The sequence below is a fragment of the Halomonas sp. ND22Bw genome (assembly GCF_003011945.1).
Taxonomy (GTDB): Bacteria; Pseudomonadota; Gammaproteobacteria; order Pseudomonadales; family Halomonadaceae; genus Halomonas; species Halomonas halophila.
On the sequence record NZ_PXWD01000008.1, the window covers coordinates 109,538 to 130,586 of the forward strand.

The window sequence follows — 21,049 nt, forward strand, 5'->3', positions numbered from 1 at the left end:
TCATTCTTTATGGATGCCCGCGAGCTGTCAACCTCTCGGTGCTGGGTCTCGTTTGCGGCTGCGCCAGGCATTGATAATTATTCTTGTTCAAAGTAGGGTTTAGGGGATATGTCGGACCTTTCGGAGACAAGCGTGTCCTACCACCAATCCCGGCGCCGCCTCGCCGTGGCAGGCGTTGCCCTGCTCATGGCCGGTTCGGCGGCCGCCCAGTCGACGGTGCGCGATGAGACGCTGGACGCCCAGCGTACCCAGGCCGAGCTCCAGGCGCGCATCGACAACGCCGACGACGTCGTGCGCGACAAGCTCCAGGCGCTGCGTCAGGCGCGCGAGGAAACGCGGCGTCTGAGCGACTACAACGCCGAGCTGGCGCCGCTGGTCGAGCGTCAGGCCGAGACCCTGGCCCACCGTGAAGAAGCGCTTTCCACCCTGTCCGCGACCCGCGAGGCCCTGCCGGGCCTGATGCGTGACATGGTCGAGCGTCTGCGTGCCTGGGTGGAGCGCGACATGCCTTTCCTGGAGGACGAGCGGCTGGCCCGGGTCGAGAACCTCGAGCGCCTGCTGGCCGATCCCGAGACGAGCCGCGACGAGAAGCTGGCGCGGATGCTGGCCGCCTGGCGCGCCGAGCTCGACTACGGTCGGGAGATCGATGCCTGGCGTGGTGAACTGGCCGGCGATGTCCCGCGCGAGGTGGATTTCCTGCGCCTGGGCCGGGTCGGCTGGTACTACCTGACGCCCGACGGCCATCGAGGTGGCGTGTGGAAGGCCGAGCAGGGCGGCTGGCAGCCGCTGGACGGCGCGGCTCTGGCCGAGGTCCGCAAGGGGCTGGCCATCGCCCGCGAGCGGCGCGCTCCCGCGCTGCTGGAGCTGCCCGTTTCTCAGCCCGTGTCTGCGTCAGAGACACCTGCCGGGGAGGACGCCTGATGCACCTGCCGACGGCAATGCGCGCTGCGCTGATGGGCCTTTGGCTGGCCGGCTTCCCCCTGCTGGGCCAGGCCCAGCCGGCAGTCGCGCCGGACGACGAGGCCACGCTCTCGACCCTGCGTGCCGAACGCGAGGCCGCCGAGGCCCGTGACAACGCTCGCCTGGCCGAGCTGGTCGATGACGAAGCGGCGCTGGATGAGGCGCTGGCCGAGGTGCAGGACGCCCTGGCCGAGGCCCGCGAGCGACGCGAATCCCTCGACGCCCGTGAGCGGTCCCAGCGTGAGGCGCTCGAGGAACTCAACGCCCGCCGCCGGGAACAAGGCGGTGATCTGCAGGCCCTGTTCGATGAGGTGGCCGGCGTCAGCGGCGAGCTGCGGGACGATCTCGCCGCCAGCTGGCTGACCCTCGGCGGCCAGGCCGAGCTGCCGCCGCGCCTCGAGGCTGACGGCATCCTCGGCGCCGATCAGGTGGCCGGCCTCGCCGACCGCCTGATGGCGCTGACGCGCGAGACCGCCCGCGTGGCGGAGTTCCAGGCCCCGGTGGCCGGCGCCGATGGTGAGGTTTCCGAGCGCTCGGTGCTGCGGGTCGGTGATCTGCTGGCGGCGACCGACGACGGTCAGCTGCTCGAGCGTTCCGGTGAGGACGGGCGCCTGGCGGTGCTGCCGACGACGCCCGAGGCGATCGCCGACACCCTGGCGGCCTTCCGCAACGGCGAGGGCGATACCCTGGCCTTCGATCCGGCCGACGGGCAGGTCGTCGCGGCCATGGCGCAGACGCCGAGCCTCTGGGAGCGCTTCCAGCAGGGCGGTGCCGTGGGCTATGTGGTCGTGGCGCTGGGCGTCGTCGGCCTGCTGGTGGCACTGGTGCAGTACCTCTATCTGACGCGGGTGACGGTGCGGCTGCGTCGTCAGCTCGGCGATCTCGACCGGCTGCGCGACGACAATCCGCTGGGGCGCGTGCTCAAGCGTTTCCATGCCCTTGGCCCGGGTCACGCGCCCGAGGCGCTGGAGGCCCGCCTCGACGAGGCGCTGCTCGCCGAGCAGCCGAAGCTCGAGCGCGGCCAGGGGCTGGTCAAGATGCTCGCCGCCGTGGCGCCGCTGATGGGCCTGCTCGGCACCGTCACCGGCATGATCGTGACCTTCCAGTCGATCACCGTGTTCGGCACCGGCGACCCGCAGCTGATGGCCGGCGGCATCAGTCAGGCGCTGGTGACCACGGTGCTGGGCCTGATCACCGCGGTGCCGCTGCTGTTCGCCCAGACGGCGCTCTCCAGCCGCAGCCGTTCGCTGATCGGCACCCTCGAAGGGCGCGCCAGTGCCGTGCTCGCCGACACCCTGGAAGCCGGCCGCGACGCCGCTTCCCCGAGCGTGACGCCGCGCCATGCCGATGCGCTGGCTTGATCCCCTGGCCTGGCTGGTCGAGGCCGGCGGCCCGGTGCTGGTGGTCATCATCGGCGTGGCGGTGCTGCTGTTCTCGCTGGGCCTGGAGCGCTGGTGGTTCTTCCGCTTCCACTATCGTCCGGCGCGCCACGCCCTGGTGGCGCGCTGGGTGGCCCGCGAGGATCACGCCAGCTGGAGTGCGCTGACCCTGCGCGAGATCTGGGCCCGCGAGCTGATCACCCGGCTGCGCGCGCCGCTGCCCTGGCTCAAGCTGCTGGTGGTGATCTGCCCGCTGTTCGGCCTGCTCGGCACGGTGACCGGCATGATCACCGTCTTCGACAGCCTGTCGGTGAGCGAGGTCAATCAGGCTCGTGCCATGGCCGACGGCGTGGCCCGCGCCACCCTGCCGACCCTGAGCGGCATGGCGGTCTCGGTGGTGGGGCTCTTGTTCATCGCTCGTCTCGAACACATCATCCGGCGCGAGGATCAGCGGCTGCACGACCGCCTGGCACGCGCCGCGGAGGACGCACATGCGTAGACGTCGACTGGCGGCGGCCGGTGAGGAGAGCAGCGAGGTCAACCTGACCCCGATGCTGGACGTGGTCTTCATCATGCTGATCTTCTTCATCGTGACCACCAGCTTCATCAAGGAGAGCGGGGTGGAGATCGAACGGCCCGAGTCCAGCGCGGCCTCGCCGCGGCCGGACGTTCAGGTGCTGGTGGCGATCACCCCCGAGGGCGCGGTGTGGGTCGACGGCGAGCCCGTGGACCTGCACCGGGTCGGCCCGCGCGTGGCCGGTCTGGTCAGCGGCGACGGCTCGGTGGTGATCCAGGCCGATCGCGATGCCACCACCGGCGTGCTGATCGAGGTCATGGATCGCCTGCGCGAGGCCGACGTCGACAACGTGGCGGTGGCCGCCCAGCGGAGCGGTGACTGATGCGGCTACCGGTTTCGCTGCTGGCCGGGGCGGCCCTGACCCTGGCCCTGTTCGCGCTGCTGGCCTTGCTGGTGGCGCCGCCCGAGGCCGAGCCCGAGCCGCAGCAGGAGATCATGATGACGCTGGCCGAGGCGCCGGCCGAGATGGCCCCCGAGCCGGCCACGGCGGCCAGCGCGGCGCCACCGCCGCCGCCCAGTGCCCCGACACCGCCGCCACAGCCGGCGCCGGCGCCCCAGGTCGACAGCGCCATTGCCCTGCCGGAGCCGGAGCTTCCGCCCCTGGAAGCGCCGGAGACGCCGGTGGACGAGGCCCTGCCGGAGCTCACCGAGACGCCGCCCGAACCGGAACCCGAGCCGCAGCCTGAGCCCGAACCGCAGCCTGAGCCCGAACCGCAGCCGGAACCCGCGCCGACGCCGGCACCGGACCCTGCCCCGAGCCAGGCCACGGCCAGTGCGTCGTCGTCGGCCCCGGCCGCGAGTCAGGCGGCCTCCAACGAGCCGGTGGACGTCGGGTCCTCCGCCCAGGCCATGCGTCGCGTGCCGCCCGAGTATCCCTCGCGGGCCCGCCGTCGCGGTCTCGAAGGCCACGTGGTGGTGCAGTTCATCATTCGCCGCGACGGCAGCGTCGAGCGCGACAGCATCCAGGTGGTGGAGGCCAGCCCGCGCCGCGTCTTCGACCGCGTCGCTCGCCGCGCCATCGCCGGCTGGCAGTTCGCGTCCGCCGACCAGCGCCGCCGGGCCCGCCAGCGCCTGGAGTTCCAGCTGAGATGACGATCATGACGCCGACACGCCCGTTGTGCCTGCTCGCCTGGCTGCTGCTGGCCTCGCCCGCCCTGGCGGCGCCGACCCTGTCCGGGGCGCGCATCGACGACCTTCAGGGCCTCGAGCAGCGCCTGGGGCAGTCCGAGTATGCCGCCGTACGCGAACGCGCCCTGAGCCAGGCCGAGCGCCTGGCGGGCGGCAATGCCTCGGATCGCTGGGCCCGCGCCCTCTACCTGCAGCTCGCCGCCAGCGCCGCGGCGCGCCTCGACGATCCGCTCGCCGCCGCCGCTCATCTGGCCGAGGCGCGCGGCATCCGTGGCGTGGAGCGCGCCCAGGCGGATCGCTGGCTGCGCCAGGAGGCGGGGCTTCGCCTGCGGGGCGATCAGCCCGAGCGGGCGAGGGCGCTGCTCGATGACTGGTTCCAGCGTCACGGCGGCACCCGCGAGGATCACTGGCTGATGGCCCAGCTGCTGGCCGCCGAGTCCGACTGGGACGCCGCGGCGCGCTGGGTGAATCGCGCCCTGAGTGGCGGCGAGCCGAGCGAGGCGCGTGCGACGCTGGCCGCCACCGTGCTGCAGCGTGCCGGCGACGAGGGCGGCGCGCTGGCGCTGATCGAGCGGCGTCTCCAGGGCGCCGACGGCGATGCCGAGACCTGGCGCCGGGCGGCGAGCCTGGCCCAGCGCCTGGGCGATCCGGGCCGGGCCGCGGCGATCTGGGAGGCCGGCTGGCGCCGCGGCGTGCTGGCGGGCGCCGAGGACCTGCATCAGCGCATCCGTCTGCACCTGGCCGGCGGCACGCCGGCGCGGGCCGCCGAACTTCTGACCACCGCCCTCGAAGAGCAGGCGCTGCCGGACGATCTCGAGCATCGTCGCCTGCTGGCGCGCGCCTGGCAGGCCGCGCGCGATCACGACGAGGCGTTGGCTGCCTGGCGCGATGTCGCCGAGCGCAGCGGGGCCGGCGACGACTGGCTGCGGCTGGGCGAGCTGGCCTACGGCTGGGGCGAGTGGGACATCGCCGGCGAGGCGCTGGCGAAGGCGCGTGATCTGGGCGAGCCCGAGGCGGAAGAGTGGCTGTCGAGCCTGCCGGAGCAGGAAGGCGGTGAGGTAACGGGCGGGACCGAGAAGGGTGGTCCCGCCGACGAGGCCTGATGCCTGATTACGCCTCGAATTCGGTCCACACGGGGGCGTGGTCGGACGGCTTCTCCATGCCGCGCAGCTCGTAGTCGATGCCGGCGTCGCGCACCCGGCCGGCCAGCGGCTCCGTCACCAGGATGTAGTCGATGCGCAGGCCGCGCTTCGGGTCGCGGTCGAAGCCCTTGGAGCGGTAGTCGAACCAGCTGAAGCGGTCGCCCACCTGCGGATGGCAGAGCCGGTAGCTGTCGGCGAGGCCCCAGGCCTTGATGCCCGCGAGCCACTCGCGTTCCACCGGCTGGAAGCTGGTCTTGCCCTCGCGCAGCCAGCGCTTGCGGTTGGGTTCGCCGATGCCGATGTCGATGTCCTCGGGCGAGATGTTGAAGTCGCCCATGATCGCCAGGCGCTCGTCCGGGGCATGGTGCGCGTCGAGCAGGCGCGACAGCTGGGCGTAGAACTCGCGCTTGTGCGGGAATTTCACCGGATGGTCGACGCTCTCGCCCTGGGGAAAGTAGCCGTTCCACACCGTCAGCGGCTCGCCGCCGTCGATGCGCAGTCGCGCGCCGATCAGCCGGCGCTGGGCCTGTTCGCCGTCATCGGGAAAGCCGCGATGGATCGCTTCCGGGCCGTCCGGGCACTGCTCGTTGCAGATCATCAGCGCCACGCCGTAGTGACCCTTCTGGCCGTGAAAGTAAACGCTGTAGCCCAACGCCTCGACGGCCTCGACCGGGAACTCGCTGTCCTGGACCTTGGTCTCCTGCAGGCCGATCACCGCCGGACGATGTGCGGCGACCAGCGCCTCCAGCTGATGCAGCCGGGCGCGAATGCCGTTGATGTTGAATGACACCAGGCGCATCGGTCAGTCGTCCTTCTGCTCGGGCTTGTCGGGATGGATGGCGATCTTCTGGCCGCTTTCCTGGCGGGCCAGCTTGCGCTCCGCCTGCAGCTTGCGCTGCTGGCGCTTCTTGTCGGTGTAGCGCCGCGACGAGGTGACCTCGTCGGGGTTCTCGTGGCGCCACTGCTTGTAGTCCTTGCGCCGACCGGTGCGGATGGTCACCTTGTCGGCGATGGAACGGCTCTTCTTCCTGCGTGTCATGACACGGCTCCTCTTTCGATGGGCGCCATTCTAGCAGTCGGACGCTTCCCTTCGACAGCGGACGCGCCCTCGGCGCCCGAGACTGGTACAATGCGCGTTTGCGTCACGCATCGCTGATCGATGCACCTCCATCCACGAACATGGACGAGACAGCACAGCCTATGAGCGAGTCGGAACAGACCACAGCACCGGCCCAGACCGAGAACCGCAAGCCCAAGCGTCGCCGCCGCAAGCCGCGTCGCCGCCAGTCGAACTGGGATCTGCGCCAGTTCCAGGTCCCCGCCGTGGCGGGCAAGTGGCGCTTCCACGATTTCGACCTGCCGCTGCCGCTGATGCGTGCCATCCATGCCCAGGGCTTCGAGTACTGCACGCCGATCCAGGCCGAGGCGCTGACCCACACGCTGCTCGGTGGCGACGTGGTCGGCAAGGCCCAGACCGGCACCGGCAAGACCGCCGCCTTCCTGATCTCGATCCTCGCCTACTTCCTCGAGGAAGAGGCCCCGGACGGCCAGAAGCCGGGCGCGCCGCGGGCGCTGATCGTGGCCCCGACCCGCGAACTGTCGCTGCAGATCGAGAAGGACGCCAAGGCCCTGGCCCGCTTCACCAAGCTCAACGTGGCCAGCGTGGTCGGCGGGATGGACTACCAGAAGCAGCTCGAGGGCCTCGGCCAGCAGCTCGACATCCTGGTGGCCACCCCGGGCCGGCTGCTGGACTTCCATCAGAAGCGTGACGTCGATCTGACCCAGGTCGAGGTGCTGGTGCTCGACGAGGCGGACCGCATGCTCTCCATGGGCTTCATCCCGGACGTGAAGCGCATCATCCGCCATACGCCCAAGCCCGAGGAGCGCCAGACCTTCTTGTTCTCGGCGACCTTCACCGAGGACATCCTCAATCTGGCCAGCCAGTGGACCCGCGATCCGGCCCACGTGGACATCGCGGTCACCGTCGACAACGCCGCCGATATCGATCAGCGCGTCTATCTGGTCGGCGACGAGGAAAAGGCGAAGCTGCTGGTGAAGCTGCTGCAGCAGGAGAGCTTCGACCGGGTGATGGTGTTCGGCAACCGCCGTGACCTGGTGCGCAAGCTCGACGGCCTGCTCAAGGACGCCGGCATCAACGCCGCCATGATCTCCGGCGACGTGCCCCAGAACCAGCGCATCAGCACCCTCGAGAAGTTCCGCGAGGGCGAGATCCAGGTGCTGGTCGCCACCGACGTGGCCGGCCGTGGCATCCACATCGAGGACGTCAGCCACGTCATCAACTACACCCTGCCTGAGGATCCGGAGGACTACGTCCACCGTATCGGCCGCACCGGCCGCGCCGGCGCCAAGGGTGTCTCGATCAGCTTCGTGGGCGAGGAAGACGCCTTCTCGCTGCCGGAGATCGAGCGCTTCATCAACGACAAGCTGCCCTGCGAGCATCCGCCGGAAGGGTTGCTGTAAAAGTGCTGACATTGGCGTCGAGTCGGTCGATGAGACTGTCCCGACGCCAGGCCCCGGCGTGCCGGACCATCGCGAGGGCGCTGTGAACTCGTCCCTGGGTGCTAACTTTTGCCATCCCTGGCAAAAACCCCTCGCGCAGTCGAGTCGCCGGCGCTCATCGAGCCCGGCGTCTTTCATTCGTTACCAGACCGCAAGTACAGTCTCGCCGGGGAGGGCGGCATGCTTGACGAGGCCCTGAAGGGCGAGATCCAGGGCGCCTATCGCAAGGTGCTCGACGGCCTCGACCTCACCCCACGCTATGGCCAGCGGCTGATGATCGCCGAGATCGCCCGCACCCTGGGCGGCATCGAGGCCGATGACGCCGGCCAGCGCACCAGCCACGAGCACGTCTGCGTGCTCGAGGCCGGCACCGGCACCGGCAAGACCCTGGCCTATCTGCTCGCCGCGCTGCCGGTGGCCAAGGCCCATGGCAAGCGGCTGGTGGTGGCCACTGCCACGGTGGCCCTGCAGGAGCAGGTGCTGCACCAGGACCTGCCGGCGCTCAAGGCCCACAGCGGGCTCTCCTTCAACTTCTCCCTGGCCAAGGGCCGCGGTCGCTACGTCTGCGTGGCGCGCCTCGACCAGGCCATGGACGGGGGCGAGGACGACAATCCCACCCTGTCGCTGTTCGAGCAGGCCCTGGACAGCGGCGGCGACGATTTCCAAGAGCTCGTCCAGTCCCTCGGCGAGGCCTACGGCAACGGCCGCTGGGCCGGCGATCGCGACAGCTGGCCGGAGGGCATCGACGACGCCCACTGGCGCAAGCTGACCGTCGATCATCGCCAGTGCACCAATCGCCGCTGCGGACACTACGGTGCCTGTGCCTTCTTTCGCGCACGGCGCGAGCTGGACAGCGCCGAGGTGATCGTCGCCAACCACGACCTGGTGCTGGCCGACCTGGCCCTGGGCGGCGGCGTGGTGCTGCCGGACCCCGGCGACTGCATCTACGTCTTCGACGAGGGCCACCACCTGCCGGACAAGGCGCTCAACCACTTCACTCATCGCTTCGCCGTGGGCCATGGCCTGCGCTGGCTGAGCACGCTCAAGAAGTCGCTCACCGAGCTCAACCAGGCGCTGGCCGTGCAGCCCACGCTGGCGCGCCTGCTCTCGAGCCTGCCGCCGCTGTTCGAGGGGCTCGAGCCGCGCCTCGGCGACGCCTTCTCGCTGGGGCATCAGCTGGCCGGGCGCCCCGAGGGCCTGGGCGACGGCGAAGACAGCGCCCAGCATCGCTTCGAGATGGGCCGAATCCCCGACGCGCTGCGCGAACAGGCCGATGGTCTGGTGACGATGTTCGCCGAGCTGTCGCGGACCCTGGAGTCGATGGCCGACATCCTGCGCGAGAGCCTGGATCCGGAGAAGTCCACCGGGCTGCCCAAGGAGCAGGCCGAGCCCTGGCTGCCGCTGGTGGCGCTGCTCCACGGCCGCGCGCTGGAGGCGCATGCCCTGTGGCAGGCCTTCGCCGAGACCGATCCGGAAGGCGAGCCCCCGCGGGCCCGCTGGCTGACGCTGGAGCGCTTCGGCGGCGACCCGGAGCTGACCTTCTCGGCGAGCCCGGTGTCCGCCGCCCACACTCTGGCGAAGTCGCTGTGGGGGCGCTGCTTCGGCGCCGTGGTGACCTCGGCGACCCTCACCGCCCTGGGCCGCTTCGAGCGGCTCCAGGAGCGCGCCGGGCTCGCCAACCGCTACCGCTACCAGAGCCTGCCGAGCCCCTTCGACTATTCCCGCGCGGTGCTCAGCGTGCCCCGGGAGGCGGCCGACCCGTCCGACCGCGAGGGCCACGAGCGGGCCATCGTCGATTTCGTCGAGGCGCTCGGAAAAGACGAGGCGGTGCTGGCGCTGTTCTCCTCCCGTGCCCAGCTGCGTGCCGTGGAACGCGCGCTCTCGGAAGACACGCGGGAGCGGGTGCTGGCCCAGGGCCGGCTGCCCAAGCGCGAGCTGGTGGAGCGTCACCGGGCGAAGATCGACAAGGGCGAGGGCAGCATCCTGTTCGGCCTGGCGAGCTTCGCCGAGGGCATCGATCTGCCTGGCGACTATCTGACCCATGTGATCATCACCCGGCTGCCGTTCGCGGTGCCCGACGACCCGGTGGGGGCGACGCTGGCCGAGTGGATCGAGCGCCAGGGCGGCAACCCGTTCATGCGCATCAGCGTGCCCGATGCCTCGATCAAGCTGGTCCAGGCCTGCGGTCGGCTGATCCGCAAGGAGGCCGATCGCGGCCGCATCACGCTGCTCGACCGCCGCGTGCTGACTCGCCGCTACGGTCGCGCCCTGCTGGATGCGCTGCCGCCCTTTGTGCGCGAGATCGACGGCCAGTAACGGGGCGTCTTCGCTCGCCGACTTTTGCTCCTGGGTGAGATCATCCCTCCTCGGCGAGCAGCCGCCTGAGGTCGTGTCGCACGGCCTCGGGGTCGTCGCCGTCGCGGATCAGCAGCCGGGCGTCGCCCGCTCGGTCGAAGGCGAAGACGCCGCTTGGATGGGAGACGGCATAGCCGCCGGCGGCGTCCTTCTCTCCATAGCCGTAGGTCACCCGATAGCGCTTGGTAAGGGCGTCGAGCTGCGCCCGGCTGCCGGTCAGCCCGACGATGGCCGACCCGAAGGCCTCGGTGTAGGCCGCGAGCCGCTCGGGGTCGTCCCTGGCCGGGTCGACCGAGACGAACAGGATCTGCATATCGTCCCGGGCCTCGGGGGGGAGGTCTCGCACCTGGCCGGCGAGCCGGGCCAGGGTGATCGGGCAGACGTCGGGGCAGTGCGTGTAGCCGAAGAACAGCAGGGCGACGCCACCACGATAGCGGTCGGCCTCGACCGTCTCGCCGCGTTCGTCGACCAGCGTGAAGGCGAGCGGCGGCATCAGCGAGGCGATGTCCTTGGTCCGCCACTCCGGCTCGCCGCAGCCGGCCATGACCAGCAGGGCGAGAAGGATGAGTGGCGTGCAGCAACGAGGCGGGGCGGGGGGCATGGCATCTCCTTTCAATGGGCCTGGGGCCGGGTCGGCGATGGCGTGTGGCCTGTCGCCTGGTCGCCACGGCGCAGCTGGCGCAGCACGATCAGGGTGCCGATCACGCTCATCATGGTGGCCGGAATCCAGGTGATCAGCCCGCCGATCTGCTGGTCGACCAGCGGCGCCAGCGGCCAGGCGCGCCCGCACACCTCGTAGACGTCGAACAGCACCGTGGGGCTGAAGGTCAGGTAGGCGCCGAGCAGGATCTGCGGCGGAATCACGACCAGCAGCAGCAGGATGCGTCGCCCCGGGCCTAGTCGGCCATGAGGCGTCAGCACCAGCCACCAGAACAGCAGGCCGTCGAGCAGCATGCTCCAGTTCATCAGCTGGTAGAGATGACGGCTGAGCATGGCGTCGAAGTGCACCGACGGGATCAGCCAGAAGTAGATCAGACCAACGAACAGCAGCGGTGCGATGAGCGGATGCTGCAGTAGATCCAGTAGCGGGCGGGCGAGGCGGTGCGCCGAGGACGCCCAGGCCGGCAGTCCGGCGGCCAGTACCCGGGGCGGCGCGGCCAGCACCAGCAGGAAAGGTGCCGCGTGGTGCAGCACCAGATGCTGAGCCCGGTGGGGAAAGAACATGTACTGGGCGAGGTAGTCGTAGCGGGTCTGGCTCACGACGTAGATCAGCGTCAGGCCGATCAGGAAGGTCGCGGGTCGCAGCCACCCCAGTGGCGAGACGCCCGGGTCGAGCGCACGCAGATGACGCACGCCGCGCCAGTAAATGCCGAGCGCCGCCAGGCAGGCCAGCCCCCACAGCGGCTCGAATTCCCAGGGCGCGAGCCAGTGCAGTGCGGTCGCGAGGATCGAAGGTTCCGTCGACTCGGGCATCCGGGCTCCTCGTGGCGGGCGGCGCCTTTCGCCTCAAGCTAGCCGAGGCGTGCCGGACCGGCAAACGGGCCGCTCCACGATCGTGTCGACGCTTGAAACCCGCGCCGCCGTTGGCCACTATCCCGCGCTCGTGGATCGTGCCTACCGACCGGAGACCCGATGAAACTGATCCTGAGCCGCAAGGGCTTCGATACCTCCGCCGGCGGGGTGCCCAATCCGATCCTGCCCGACGGCCGGCTGCTGGCGCTGCCGATTCCCGATGCGCAGTCGGTGATGCCCTATGAGGCGATCACGCAGCAGGGCGAGCCGCTCGGGCCGCTGGTGCAGGACCTGACCCGGGGGCGTGTCTCGCCGAGTCACGGGGCGCACCTGGATCCCGACCTGCGGGCCGATCAGCATCCGCGCCCGGCAGGCTGGACGCCGCTGTTCGGACAGCGGGGCGCGGCCCAGAGCCATCTGCGCAACCAGGGCGTGGGGGCGGGCGACCTGTTCCTGTTCTTCGGGCTGTTTCGGCCCGTCGAGCGCGTCGACGGTGGCTGGCGCTTCGTGCCCGAGGCGCGGCCGCGTCACCTGTTATGGGGCTGGCTGCAGGTGGGTGAGGCGCTGACGTTGGGCGACCACCTGCCGGCGGGGCTCGAGTGGGCCGCCGAGCATCCGCACTGCCAGCGGATCGGCGAGGCGCGCAATGCGCTCTATATCGCGCGTCACGAACTGGCGCAGCCCGGCGGCGAAGGCGGCGGGCTGCCGGGAGCGGGGATCTTCCCTCGGGAGACGCCCCGGCAGCGGTTGACCGCGCCGGACGCCGAGACCGTATCGCAGTGGCGCCTGCCGGGCTGGTGGCATCCCGGCGAGGGGCGGGCGCCGCTTTCCTATCATGCCGACCCCGGGCGCTGGGGGCGGCGCGGCGACGAGGTCGCGCTGCAGGCCGTGGCGCGAGGGCAGGAATTCGTGCTGGACGCCGATCAGTATCCCGAGGCGATCCCCTGGGCGCGGGAGTTGATCCGCGAACACGGTGCGCTGGAGCAGGGCGCCCGTTCAGGGTGACACAACGCAGAGGGCCCGCCGAATGGCGGGCCCTCGTCGCGTCAGGCGCAGGCGGTCAGGCGGTCAAGCGGCCTGGCAGCGCTTGGCCAGCGCCGGGGCCAGCTTGTCGTTCATGGTCTTGAAGGCCTGTTCGGTGGCGTCCCAGTCGATGCAGGCATCGGTGATGGAGACGCCGTAGGTCAGCTGGCTCAGGTCCTCGGGGACCTTCTGGTTGCCCCAGCCGATGTTGGACTCGACCATCAGGCCGATGATCGAACGGTTGCCCTCGAGGATCTGGTTGGTGACGTTCTCCAGCACCAGCGGCTGCAGGCTCGGGTCCTTGTTGGAGTTGGCGTGGGAGCAGTCGATCATGATGTTGGGCGTCACCCCGGCCTTCTGCAGCTCCTGCTCGGCCAGCGCCACGCTGACGCTGTCGTAGTTGGGCTTGCCGTTGCCGCCGCGCAGCACCACGTGACCGTAGCGGTTGCCACGGGTGCGGATGATCGCCACCTTGCCGGCCTGGTCGATGCCCAGGAAATTGTGCGGATGGGCGACCGACTGCAGGGCGTTGACGGCCACGTCGAGGCTGCCGTCGGTGCCGTTCTTGAAGCCCACGGGGCCGGACAGGCCGGAGGCCATCTCGCGGTGGGTCTGGGACTCGGTGGTGCGCGCACCGATCGCCGACCAGCTGATGCAATCCTGCAGGTACTGGGGAGAGATCGGGTCCAGCGCCTCGGTGGCCAGCGGCAGGCCCATCTCGGCGAGCTCGACCAGCAGGCGCCGTGCGATGTGCAGGCCTTCCTCGATCTCGAACGAGCCGTTGAGATGCGGGTCGTTGATCAGCCCCTTCCAGCCCACGGTGGTGCGCGGCTTCTCGAAGTAGACGCGCATCACGATATAGAGGCTGTCCTTGACCTCGTCGGCCAGACGGCGCAGGCGGCGCGCATAGTCGAGGGCGGCATCGACGTCGTGGATCGAGCAGGGGCCGACCACCATCAGCAGGCGGGGGTCGCGGCCGTCGAGGATGTTCTGGATGACCTGGCGGCCCTCGATCACCGTGCGCTCGGCCTCCTCGGAGAGCGGGATGTCCCGCTTGAGGTCGGCCGGCGGGAGGAGGACGTCCTCGGCCAGGACGTTGAGGTTGTTGACCTGTTGCTCGGACATGGAATTCTGCTACCTGTATCGTGTCAGCGCTGATGCGGTATCAAGCGCCTACTATCGCCCGCGTGACGGCCAAATTCAATCGAAGACGGAACTCCCCGGGCGCTTGAGCTGTCACACCGCCCCGCTGGCGGTCCCATGGGTCGCCCCGCCCGGACGGGCGCCCGTGGTGGCGTCCAGGCTTGATGCCAACCGGCGAAACAGGAACACTTGGTCTCCCGCCGAGAACGGCGCACGCTCACCCCAGGGTCTAGGTTGATACATATGGAAGCGACACCCGTCTCATCGCGACGCCCTCTCGAGGCGTCGCGGCAAGCTCCCGCCACGGGGAGGCGCTGAATGAGCCACCGGGAAACCGACCAGCAACTCGTCGAGCGCGCACAGAAGGGAGATACCCGCGCCTTCGACCTGCTGGTGAAGAAGTACCAGCACAAGATCATCGGCCTGATCGGTCGCTACGTGCACGACCACGCCGAGGTTCAGGACGTGGCCCAGGAGGCATTCATCAAGGCCTACCGGGCGCTGGGCAAGTTTCGCGCCGAGAGTGCCTTCTATACCTGGATGTACCGCATCGCCATCAACACCGCCAAGAACCATCTGGTCTCCAAGGGGCGCCGTCCGCCGGGCAGCGACATGGACATCGTCGATGCCGAGGTGGTCGACCACAGCGGCCGGCTGGCCGACATCGAGACGCCGGAAGCGGCGATGGCGCGGGACGAACTGCAGACGGCCGTGTTCGAGGCCATCGAGGCGTTGCCCGATGACCTGCGCACGGCAATCACCCTGCGCGAGCTCGACGGGCTGTCCTACGAGGACATCGCCAACATCATGGATTGCCCCGTCGGCACGGTGCGCTCGCGCATCTTTCGGGCCCGGGAGGCCGTGGATCAGCACATCCGGCCGCTGGTCGCCACGTCGCGCAACCAGGAAACGGTCACCGAATGAGCCGAATTTTCACCGTTTTTGCCGATTGGCTGAACTGTCGGGCGACAGTGACGTCATATGCGGTGACCGATCCGTACACGATGAGGCAGGGGCCTCTCGACATGGCCGGCATGACGGCCAGTGTGGTCGGGAATCCGGGCTTCCAACAGGCTGCAAGGCAGTGTCGCCTTGACGATTGTGAGGGTGTAGAGACATGAGTCAGAACGCACGGGAATCGCTTTCTGCGCTAATGGACAACGAGGGGGACGAGCTGGAGCTGCGGCGCGTTCTCAAGTCGCTGGATGACGAGCCCGATGCGGCGGATGCCTGGCGCCGCTACCATCTGATGCGCAGTCTGATGCAGCGCGAGAATGAGGCCGATACCTCGGTGGATCTCTCGGCGGGCGTCATGGCTGCCCTGGAAGACGAGCCGGCACCCATGGCCGAGCCGTCGAAGGCCCCGCGTCGCTCCCTGCCGCTGGGGCGCAGCGCCGGCATCGCCGCGGCGGTGTCGCTGATGGTGATCACCGGGGTGCAGTTCTACAACGGCGCTTCCCCGCTGGGCGGTGGCGAGGCGCCGGTGGCGACCAACGCCGGGGTTTCCGGCGCCGGTGCCACCGCCGCCGCGACCCGCGCCTCTTCCGGGCTGGAGGCGCTGGGCGGCGGTAACGCGACCTTCGGCCAGGGGGCGTCGCTGGTCGACATGCCGATGTTCCCGGGCGGCAGCGCCGGCGAACAGGGGCTGATGACCGTCGGTGCCGGCGCGCCCATGGTGCTGTCGCCCGCCCAGCGTCAGTCGCTGCGGATGGATCGCCAGCAGGCGCTGCTGCTGCAGTCCTACCTGGATCGTCATGCCGAGGGTGCGGCGGCCACCGGGGGCGATTCCTGGATGCCCCTGCTGCGGGCCTCGGGAAGCGAGTCGCTGGGGCAGCGCTGATGGCGTCCCGGCGAAGGCAGTCGTTGCGCCTGCGGGCGTGGCGGCTGGTCAGCGCCGCTTGCATGGTCGCCGCCCTGGCTCCCGTCGCCCAGGCGTCGACCGGCATCGACTGTGCCAGGCTCGCCGAGCAGGATGAACCCGACTCGGCGCAGGCCTGGTACGAGCGCAGCCTCTGGGCCAGCCACTGCTACGACTTCCGGGCCAGGGCCGTGCGCATCGGCAGTGACGGGGTGCGCACCCTGGCCCTGTCTCACGAGGTCAAGGACGGCGTGGAGCGCGAGCGGGCCCGTTTCCTGGATGGCCCGGCCGTGGCCTTCGAACGCGAGGGGCGCATCGCGCGTCCCGGTGGCCTGGCCAGCGACGACGCCCGGGCCCAGGCGGCTCCGCCCCACACCCTCGTCGAGCACCTCGACAGCCTCTATCGGCTCCAGCTTTCCGGCGCGGATCGCATCGCGGGCCGCGCCAGCGTGCGCCTGGACATCGAACCCCTCGATGATCATCGCTATGGTCATCGCCTGTGGCTCGATGCCGCCACGGGCCTGCCGCTGAAGAAGATCCTGCTCGACGAGCGGGGGCGGGTGCTCGAGACCTTCCAGATCACCGAGCTGCATGCTCCCGGCCTCCATCGCGGAGGCATCGAGCTGGTGTCGGCCGCGCCGCCACCCGACGTGCCCTGGCGTCCTGGCTGGTTACCCGAGGGGTTCGTGTCCCAGCCCGTGGCGCCACAGGGCGAGCGCCACCCGAGCCCCCGTCACCGCATCTATGGCGACGGCCTCTCGACCCTGAGTCTGTTCGTCGAGCCCCTCGAGGATCGCGACCTCCTGATGCCCGGTCTTCATCGCCTGGGCGTCTCCCATGCGGCGGTGCTGCACCGGGAGCTGGGCGATCGTCCGCGGCAGGTCGTCGCCATGGGGGAGCTGCCCGCCGACGTGCTGCGTCGGGTCGTCGAGTCCGTGGTCTGGGTCGAGGGCAGCGAGGGTGGCGAAATGGCCGATGCCCCCGACGAGACGACGGCGGAGCAGGCGGAGCCGGCGGAGCCGGACGGCGATGACGCGCGCTGAGATTCCCCCTTCCTCCGAAACGAACCCGGCATCGGGCCACCCCGGCTCGAACGGCCGTGCTGAACCTTTTGCCCGCTCCGGGGTTAAGGGGTAGGGCAGATGTCCTTGCCATCCATTGCACCTTGTCACAGGAGTCATTCATGACACGCATGACGCGCACGCTATCCCTCTGGGTGCTGCTGGTCGTGGGGCTGTTCGCCGCGCAGTCCGCCATGGCCCGCGAGTTGCCGGACTTCACCGAGCTGGTGAAGGATGCCGCCCCGGGGGTCGTCAATATCTCCACCTCGCGCATGGTCGAGCGTCCCGACTCGCCCTTCCGCGGCTTCGGCAACCAGGAGATCCCCGAGATCTTCCGCCACTTCTTCGGCGACCAGCTGCCGATGCCGCGTGGCCAAGGGCCGGGACGCAGCCACAGCGAGGAGCGCCAGTCGCTGGGATCGGGCTTCATCATCAGTGAAGACGGCTACATCATGACCAATGCCCACGTGGTCGATGGCGCCGATCAGATCCTGGTGCGGCTCAACGACCGCCGCGAACTCGAGGCCGAGCTGGTGGGGGCCGACGAGAAGACCGACGTGGCGGTGCTCAAGGTCGAGGCCAGCGACCTGCCGACCCTGGAGCTCGGCGACTCCGACCGGCTCGAGGTGGGCGAATGGGTGGCGGCCATCGGTTCGCCGTTCGGCTTCGACCACTCGGTGACCTCCGGCATCGTCAGCGCCATCAACCGCACCCTGCCGCGGGATGCCTACGTGCCCTTCATCCAGACCGACGTGGCCATCAACCCCGGCAACTCCGGCGGTCCGCTGTTCAACCTCGACGGCGAAGTGGTCGGCATCAACTCCCAGATCTTCACCCGCAGCGGCGGCTTCATGGGGCTGTCCTTCGCGATTCCCATCAACGTGGCGATGGACGTGGCCGACCAGCTCAGGTCCAGCGGCTCCGTCGAGCGCGGCTGGCTCGGCGTGATGATCCAGCCGGTGTCACGGGAGCTGGCCGAATCCTTCGGCATGGACAATCCGGAAGGCGCGCTGATCGCCGATCTCGACCCCGAGGGGCCGGCGGCCCAGAGCGGGCTCCAGGCCGGCGACGTCATCCTCTCGGTCGACGGCGAGACCGTCGATCGCTCCAGCAAGCTGCCGCGCCTGATCGGCCACGTCTCGCCGGGCGGCGATGTGGCGATCACGGTGCTGCGTGACGGCGAGCGCCAGACCCTGGACGTCGAGGTCGGCGAGTGGCCGGACAGCCAGAAGGCCGGGGACAGCCGCGACGGCGATGCCTCGCCCGCCCGCCTCGGCGTGGTGGTCCAGTCCCTCGACGAGACCCAGCGCAGCAAGATGGAGCTCGATCACGGCGTCCAGGTCACTCGGGTCGATCCCGACGGCATCGCCGCGGCCGCCGGCATCCGCACCGGCGACGTGCTGGTCAGCATCGCTCACCAGGCGGTGGAGAGCCCCGCGCAGCTCGCCGAGCTGGTCGCCGAGCTGCCGGCCGGCAGCGCGGTGCCCGTACGGCTGTATCGCGACGGCCGTTCCTACTACGTGGCCCTGCGCCTGGCCGACGACTGAGCCTGACCCGCTCTCGTCGTGACCCGCGACCCGACGGCCCGCGCCGTCGGGTCGCTGTATCTGGAAGGCGCATCCCGCTACAATGCCGCCATCTCACTCGACGCACCCGAAGAGGGCGGCAAGCCTGTAGTCAGTATAGGGTTGTGTACACGAACCGGATCTTTTCGAATGTCAGAAAGCGATAACCGCAAAGTAATCAATGGGATACGGAACTTCTCCATTATCGCCCACATCGATCATGGCAAGTCGACCCTGGCCGACCGCCTGATCCAGACCTGTGGCGGGCTCACCGAACGCGAGCTCAAGGAGCAGGTCCTCGATTCCATGGACCTGGAGCGTGAGCGCGGCATCACCATCAAGGCCCAGTCGGTGACGCTGGATTATCAGGCCGCGGACGGCAATACCTATCAGTTGAACTTCATCGACACCCCGGGGCACGTGGACTTCTCCTACGAGGTCTCGCGCTCGCTGTACGCCTGCGAGGGTGCCCTGCTGGTGGTCGATGCCGGCCAGGGCGTCGAGGCCCAGTCCGTGGCCAACTGCTACACCGCCATCGAGCAGGGCCTCGAGGTGCTGCCGGTGCTCAACAAGATGGACCTGCCCCAGGCCGACCCGGACAAGGTGTCCACCGAGATCGAAGAGATCATCGGCCTGGACGCCACCGACGCCTGCCAGGTCTCGGCCAAGAGCGGGCTCGGCATCGACGCGCTGCTCGAGCGCCTGGTGCGCGACATCCCGCCGCCCAAGGGCGACCCCGAGGCGCCGCTGCAGGCGCTGATCATCGACTCCTGGTTCGACAACTACCTGGGCGTGGTGTCGCTGGTGCGGATCTTCGACGGCACGCTGAAGAAAGGCGACAAGATCCGCATGACCTCCACCGGCCGCGACTGGCAGGCCAACGAGGTCGGCATCTTCACGCCGCTGCGCCGCGAGACCGGCGTCCTGCGCGCCGGCGAGGTCGGTTTCGTGGTCGCCGGTATCAAGGACATCCACGGTGCGCCGGTGGGTGACACCATCACCCACGCCAAGACACCGGACGTCAAGCGCCTGCCGGGCTTCCAGAAGGTCAAGCCGCAAGTCTATGCCGGCATGTTCCCGGTCTCCTCCGATGACTACGAGGAATTCCGCGACGCCCTGGAGAAGCTGGCGCTCAACGATGCCTCGCTGGATTACGAGCCGGAAAACTCCGACGCCCTGGGCTTCGGCTTCCGGGTCGGTTTCCTAGGCACCCTGCACATGGAGATCATCCAGGAGCGGCTGGAGCGCGAGTACAATCTCGACCTGCTGACCACCGCGCCGACGGTCATCTACGAGCTGCTGATGAAGGATGGAGAAGTGCGCTACGTCTCCAACCCGTCCAAGCTGCCGGACATGGCCGACATCGAGGAGATGCGCGAGCCGGTGGTGCGGGCCAGCATCCTGGTGCCCCAGGAGTTCGTCGGCAACGTCATCGCCGAATGCGAGCAGCGCCGCGGCACCCAGCTCGACATGCTGTTCCTCGGCAGCCAGATCCAGCTCACCTACGAGCTGCCGATGGCCGAGGTGGTGATGGACTTCTTCGACCGCCTCAAGTCGATCTCCAGGGGCTACGCCTCGCTCGAGTACAACTTCGAGCGCTTCGAGGCCGCCCAGCTGGTGCGTCTCGACGTGCTGATCAACGGCGACCGGGTCGATGCCCTGGCCATCATCATCCACCGCGACCATGCCCACTCCCGCGGCCGGTCGCTGGTCGAGAAGATGAAGGAGCTGATTCCGCGCCAGATGTTCGACGTGGCCATCCAGGCGGCCATCGGCGGCCAGGTGGTGGCGCGCTCCACCGTCAAGGCGATGCGCAAGAACGTGACCGCCAAGTGCTACGGCGGCGACGCCTCGCGTAAGAAGAAGCTGCTCGAGAAGCAGAAGGCGGGCAAGAAACGCATGAAGCAGGTCGGCCGGGTGGAAATCCCCCAGGATGCCTTCCTCGCCGTGCTCAAGGTCAACGACGACTAGGGAAGGCAACGACCGATGGACTTCACACTCCTGCTGACGGTGGCCGTGCTGGTCACCGGCGCGATCTGGCTGCTCGAGCTGATCTGGTGGCGGCCGGCGCGCCGGGGCCGCCTGACGGCCAGCGTCGAGGCCGGCACCACCGAGGGCGCCGACCCTGCCGCCCGCGAGAAGGCGCTCAAGGAGCCCTGGCCGGTGGACTACGCACGCTCCTTCTTCCCGGTGCTGCTGGTGGTGCTGGTGCTGCGCAGTTTCGTGGTCGAGCCCTTCCAGATCCCGTCGGGCTCGATGCGCCCGACCCTCGAGGTGGGGGACTTCATCCTGGTCAACAAGTTTGCCTATGGCCTGCGCCTGCCGGTGCTGGACACCAAGGTCGTCGACGTGGGCGAGCCCGAGCGCGGCGACGTCATGGTGTTCCGCTTCCCCAACGATCCCTCGGTCGACTTCATCAAGCGCGTGGTCGGCCTGCCGGGCGACCGCATCCGCTACGAGGGCAAGCAGCTGTTCGTCAACGGCGAACCGGTGCCCAAGACGCTGCTCGAGAACGGCCCCGAGTCGGCGCCCGGCGAACGGCTGCTGGAAGAGCGGTTGGGCGAGGCGCCGCACCCTATCTACAATAATCCACGCGATCCCGGCCCGCAGATGCGCGAGATCACGGTGCCCCCCGGTCACTACTTCACCATGGGGGACAACCGCGATCACTCCAACGACAGCCGCTACTGGGGCTTCGTTCCGGAGCAGAACATCGTGGGCAAGGCCTTCGCCGTCTGGATGCACTGGAATGGCGGGCTGCCGAGTTTTACCAGTGTACGCCGTATCCAATGAATGCCGGGAGCGGCATTCCTTGCATGACATAGC

At 69.3% G+C, this 21,049-nt stretch carries 20 protein-coding genes; 15 read left to right on the forward strand and 5 right to left on the reverse strand.

The features are described 5' to 3' along the window. Positions 1 to 132: 132 nt before the first annotated feature. Genes CVH10_RS11770 through CVH10_RS11795 form a run of 6 tightly spaced genes read left to right on the forward strand, consistent with a single transcriptional unit; the run spans position 133 to position 5,147 of the window. The gene (locus tag CVH10_RS11770) at positions 133 to 921 is read left to right on the forward strand and encodes a DUF3450 domain-containing protein (RefSeq protein WP_106488817.1); all 789 of its coding nucleotides are present in this window, start codon (positions 133 to 135) and stop codon (positions 919 to 921) included. After that, positions 921 to 2,321, forward strand: a complete 1,401-nt coding sequence (locus tag CVH10_RS11775; RefSeq protein ID WP_369335788.1) for a MotA/TolQ/ExbB proton channel family protein — start codon at positions 921 to 923, stop codon at positions 2,319 to 2,321. The genes CVH10_RS11770 and CVH10_RS11775 overlap by 1 nt, the downstream gene beginning before the upstream one ends. Further along, positions 2,302 to 2,838: a MotA/TolQ/ExbB proton channel family protein gene (locus tag CVH10_RS11780; protein WP_035599021.1), complete on the forward strand. Its 537-nt coding sequence runs from the start codon at positions 2,302 to 2,304 to the stop codon at positions 2,836 to 2,838. Before CVH10_RS11775 ends, CVH10_RS11780 begins: the two co-directional genes overlap by 20 nt. Next, positions 2,831 to 3,238, forward strand: coding sequence for a biopolymer transporter ExbD (locus CVH10_RS11785; protein WP_035599018.1), 408 nt, complete (start codon positions 2,831 to 2,833; stop codon positions 3,236 to 3,238). The genes CVH10_RS11780 and CVH10_RS11785 overlap by 8 nt, the downstream gene beginning before the upstream one ends. Next, positions 3,238 to 4,008, forward strand: coding sequence for an energy transducer TonB (locus CVH10_RS11790; protein ID WP_106488778.1), 771 nt, complete (start codon positions 3,238 to 3,240; stop codon positions 4,006 to 4,008). Before CVH10_RS11785 ends, CVH10_RS11790 begins: the two co-directional genes overlap by 1 nt. Before the next feature lie 5 nt (positions 4,009 to 4,013). Further along, positions 4,014 to 5,147 (forward strand): hypothetical protein, encoded by a 1,134-nt coding sequence (locus CVH10_RS11795; protein WP_369335789.1) that lies wholly within the window; start codon positions 4,014 to 4,016, stop codon positions 5,145 to 5,147. A gap of 7 nt (positions 5,148 to 5,154) precedes the next feature. Here CVH10_RS11795 and xthA read toward each other — a convergent pair whose 3' ends face one another. Both xthA and CVH10_RS11805 read right to left on the reverse strand, forming a co-directional pair. Further along, complete coding sequence (gene xthA, locus CVH10_RS11800; RefSeq protein WP_106488780.1) at positions 5,155 to 5,985, reverse strand: exodeoxyribonuclease III; 831 nt, start codon at positions 5,983 to 5,985, stop codon at positions 5,155 to 5,157. A gap of 3 nt (positions 5,986 to 5,988) precedes the next feature. Beyond that, complete coding sequence (locus tag CVH10_RS11805) at positions 5,989 to 6,225, reverse strand: hypothetical protein (protein ID WP_035596714.1); 237 nt, start codon at positions 6,223 to 6,225, stop codon at positions 5,989 to 5,991. A gap of 161 nt (positions 6,226 to 6,386) precedes the next feature. Between CVH10_RS11805 and CVH10_RS11810 the strand changes: the two genes are divergently transcribed. Next, on the forward strand, positions 6,387 to 7,667 hold the full coding sequence (locus CVH10_RS11810) for a DEAD/DEAH box helicase (RefSeq protein ID WP_369335790.1): 1,281 nt from the start codon (positions 6,387 to 6,389) through the stop codon (positions 7,665 to 7,667). Positions 7,668 to 7,886: 219 nt separating this feature from the next. Continuing rightward, positions 7,887 to 10,022 (forward strand): ATP-dependent DNA helicase DinG, encoded by a 2,136-nt coding sequence (gene dinG / locus CVH10_RS11815; protein ID WP_106488782.1) that lies wholly within the window; start codon positions 7,887 to 7,889, stop codon positions 10,020 to 10,022. A 40-nt stretch (positions 10,023 to 10,062) separates the two neighbouring features. Here dinG and CVH10_RS11820 read toward each other — a convergent pair whose 3' ends face one another. Both CVH10_RS11820 and CVH10_RS11825 read right to left on the reverse strand, forming a co-directional pair. After that, the gene (locus tag CVH10_RS11820) at positions 10,063 to 10,662 is read right to left on the reverse strand and encodes an SCO family protein (protein WP_035596723.1); all 600 of its coding nucleotides are present in this window, start codon (positions 10,660 to 10,662) and stop codon (positions 10,063 to 10,065) included. Between the two features lie 11 nt (positions 10,663 to 10,673). Further along, on the reverse strand, positions 10,674 to 11,534 hold the full coding sequence (locus CVH10_RS11825; protein WP_052052499.1) for a cytochrome c oxidase assembly protein: 861 nt from the start codon (positions 11,532 to 11,534) through the stop codon (positions 10,674 to 10,676). 159 nt (positions 11,535 to 11,693) lie between these two features. On the opposite strand from CVH10_RS11825, the gene CVH10_RS11830 reads away from it, so the two are divergent. Beyond that, complete coding sequence (locus CVH10_RS11830) at positions 11,694 to 12,578, forward strand: hypothetical protein (RefSeq protein WP_106488783.1); 885 nt, start codon at positions 11,694 to 11,696, stop codon at positions 12,576 to 12,578. Between the two features lie 63 nt (positions 12,579 to 12,641). On the opposite strand, the gene CVH10_RS11835 is transcribed toward CVH10_RS11830, so the two are convergent. Then, positions 12,642 to 13,721: a 3-deoxy-7-phosphoheptulonate synthase gene (locus tag CVH10_RS11835; protein WP_035596727.1), complete on the reverse strand. Its 1,080-nt coding sequence runs from the start codon at positions 13,719 to 13,721 to the stop codon at positions 12,642 to 12,644. Positions 13,722 to 14,057: 336 nt separating this feature from the next. On the opposite strand from CVH10_RS11835, the gene rpoE reads away from it, so the two are divergent. The 6 genes from rpoE to lepB all read left to right on the forward strand — a co-directional run bounded on the left by rpoE (position 14,058) and on the right by lepB (position 21,016). Then, complete coding sequence (gene rpoE, locus CVH10_RS11840) at positions 14,058 to 14,663, forward strand: RNA polymerase sigma factor RpoE (RefSeq protein WP_035596730.1); 606 nt, start codon at positions 14,058 to 14,060, stop codon at positions 14,661 to 14,663. 193 nt (positions 14,664 to 14,856) lie between these two features. Next, on the forward strand, positions 14,857 to 15,579 hold the full coding sequence (locus CVH10_RS11845; protein ID WP_035596732.1) for a sigma-E factor negative regulatory protein: 723 nt from the start codon (positions 14,857 to 14,859) through the stop codon (positions 15,577 to 15,579). Between the two features lie 23 nt (positions 15,580 to 15,602). Continuing rightward, on the forward strand, positions 15,603 to 16,640 hold the full coding sequence (locus tag CVH10_RS11850) for a MucB/RseB C-terminal domain-containing protein (RefSeq protein ID WP_106488784.1): 1,038 nt from the start codon (positions 15,603 to 15,605) through the stop codon (positions 16,638 to 16,640). 140 nt (positions 16,641 to 16,780) lie between these two features. Next, a complete protein-coding gene (locus tag CVH10_RS11855; protein ID WP_106488785.1) occupies positions 16,781 to 18,205 on the forward strand; it encodes a DegQ family serine endoprotease in 1,425 nt (474 codons plus the stop codon). Positions 18,206 to 18,373: 168 nt separating this feature from the next. Beyond that, complete coding sequence (gene lepA / locus CVH10_RS11860; RefSeq protein ID WP_106488786.1) at positions 18,374 to 20,194, forward strand: translation elongation factor 4; 1,821 nt, start codon at positions 18,374 to 18,376, stop codon at positions 20,192 to 20,194. Between the two features lie 15 nt (positions 20,195 to 20,209). After that, the gene (lepB, locus tag CVH10_RS11865) at positions 20,210 to 21,016 is read left to right on the forward strand and encodes a signal peptidase I (RefSeq protein ID WP_035596741.1); all 807 of its coding nucleotides are present in this window, start codon (positions 20,210 to 20,212) and stop codon (positions 21,014 to 21,016) included. Positions 21,017 to 21,049: the final 33 nt, after the last annotated feature.

Coding starts and splice junctions, on each gene's coding strand:
- CVH10_RS11775 (WP_369335788.1), top strand. CDS start 921: ATGCACCTGCCGACGGCAATGCGCGCTGCGCTGATGGGCCTTTGGCTG.
- CVH10_RS11780 (WP_035599021.1), top strand. CDS start 2,302: ATGCCGATGCGCTGGCTTGATCCCCTGGCCTGGCTGGTCGAGGCCGGC.
- CVH10_RS11785 (WP_035599018.1), top strand. CDS start 2,831: ATGCGTAGACGTCGACTGGCGGCGGCCGGTGAGGAGAGCAGCGAGGTC.
- CVH10_RS11790 (WP_106488778.1), top strand. CDS start 3,238: ATGCGGCTACCGGTTTCGCTGCTGGCCGGGGCGGCCCTGACCCTGGCC.
- CVH10_RS11795 (WP_369335789.1), top strand. CDS start 4,014: ATGACGCCGACACGCCCGTTGTGCCTGCTCGCCTGGCTGCTGCTGGCC.
- xthA (WP_106488780.1), bottom strand. CDS start 5,985: ATGCGCCTGGTGTCATTCAACATCAACGGCATTCGCGCCCGGCTGCAT.
- CVH10_RS11805 (WP_035596714.1), bottom strand. CDS start 6,225: ATGACACGCAGGAAGAAGAGCCGTTCCATCGCCGACAAGGTGACCATC.
- CVH10_RS11810 (WP_369335790.1), top strand. CDS start 6,387: ATGAGCGAGTCGGAACAGACCACAGCACCGGCCCAGACCGAGAACCGC.
- dinG (WP_106488782.1), top strand. CDS start 7,887: ATGCTTGACGAGGCCCTGAAGGGCGAGATCCAGGGCGCCTATCGCAAG.
- CVH10_RS11820 (WP_035596723.1), bottom strand. CDS start 10,662: ATGCCCCCCGCCCCGCCTCGTTGCTGCACGCCACTCATCCTTCTCGCC.
- CVH10_RS11825 (WP_052052499.1), bottom strand. CDS start 11,534: ATGCCCGAGTCGACGGAACCTTCGATCCTCGCGACCGCACTGCACTGG.
- CVH10_RS11830 (WP_106488783.1), top strand. CDS start 11,694: ATGAAACTGATCCTGAGCCGCAAGGGCTTCGATACCTCCGCCGGCGGG.
- CVH10_RS11835 (WP_035596727.1), bottom strand. CDS start 13,721: ATGTCCGAGCAACAGGTCAACAACCTCAACGTCCTGGCCGAGGACGTC.
- rpoE (WP_035596730.1), top strand. CDS start 14,058: ATGAGCCACCGGGAAACCGACCAGCAACTCGTCGAGCGCGCACAGAAG.
- CVH10_RS11845 (WP_035596732.1), top strand. CDS start 14,857: ATGAGTCAGAACGCACGGGAATCGCTTTCTGCGCTAATGGACAACGAG.
- CVH10_RS11855 (WP_106488785.1), top strand. CDS start 16,781: ATGACACGCATGACGCGCACGCTATCCCTCTGGGTGCTGCTGGTCGTG.
- lepA (WP_106488786.1), top strand. CDS start 18,374: ATGTCAGAAAGCGATAACCGCAAAGTAATCAATGGGATACGGAACTTC.
- lepB (WP_035596741.1), top strand. CDS start 20,210: ATGGACTTCACACTCCTGCTGACGGTGGCCGTGCTGGTCACCGGCGCG.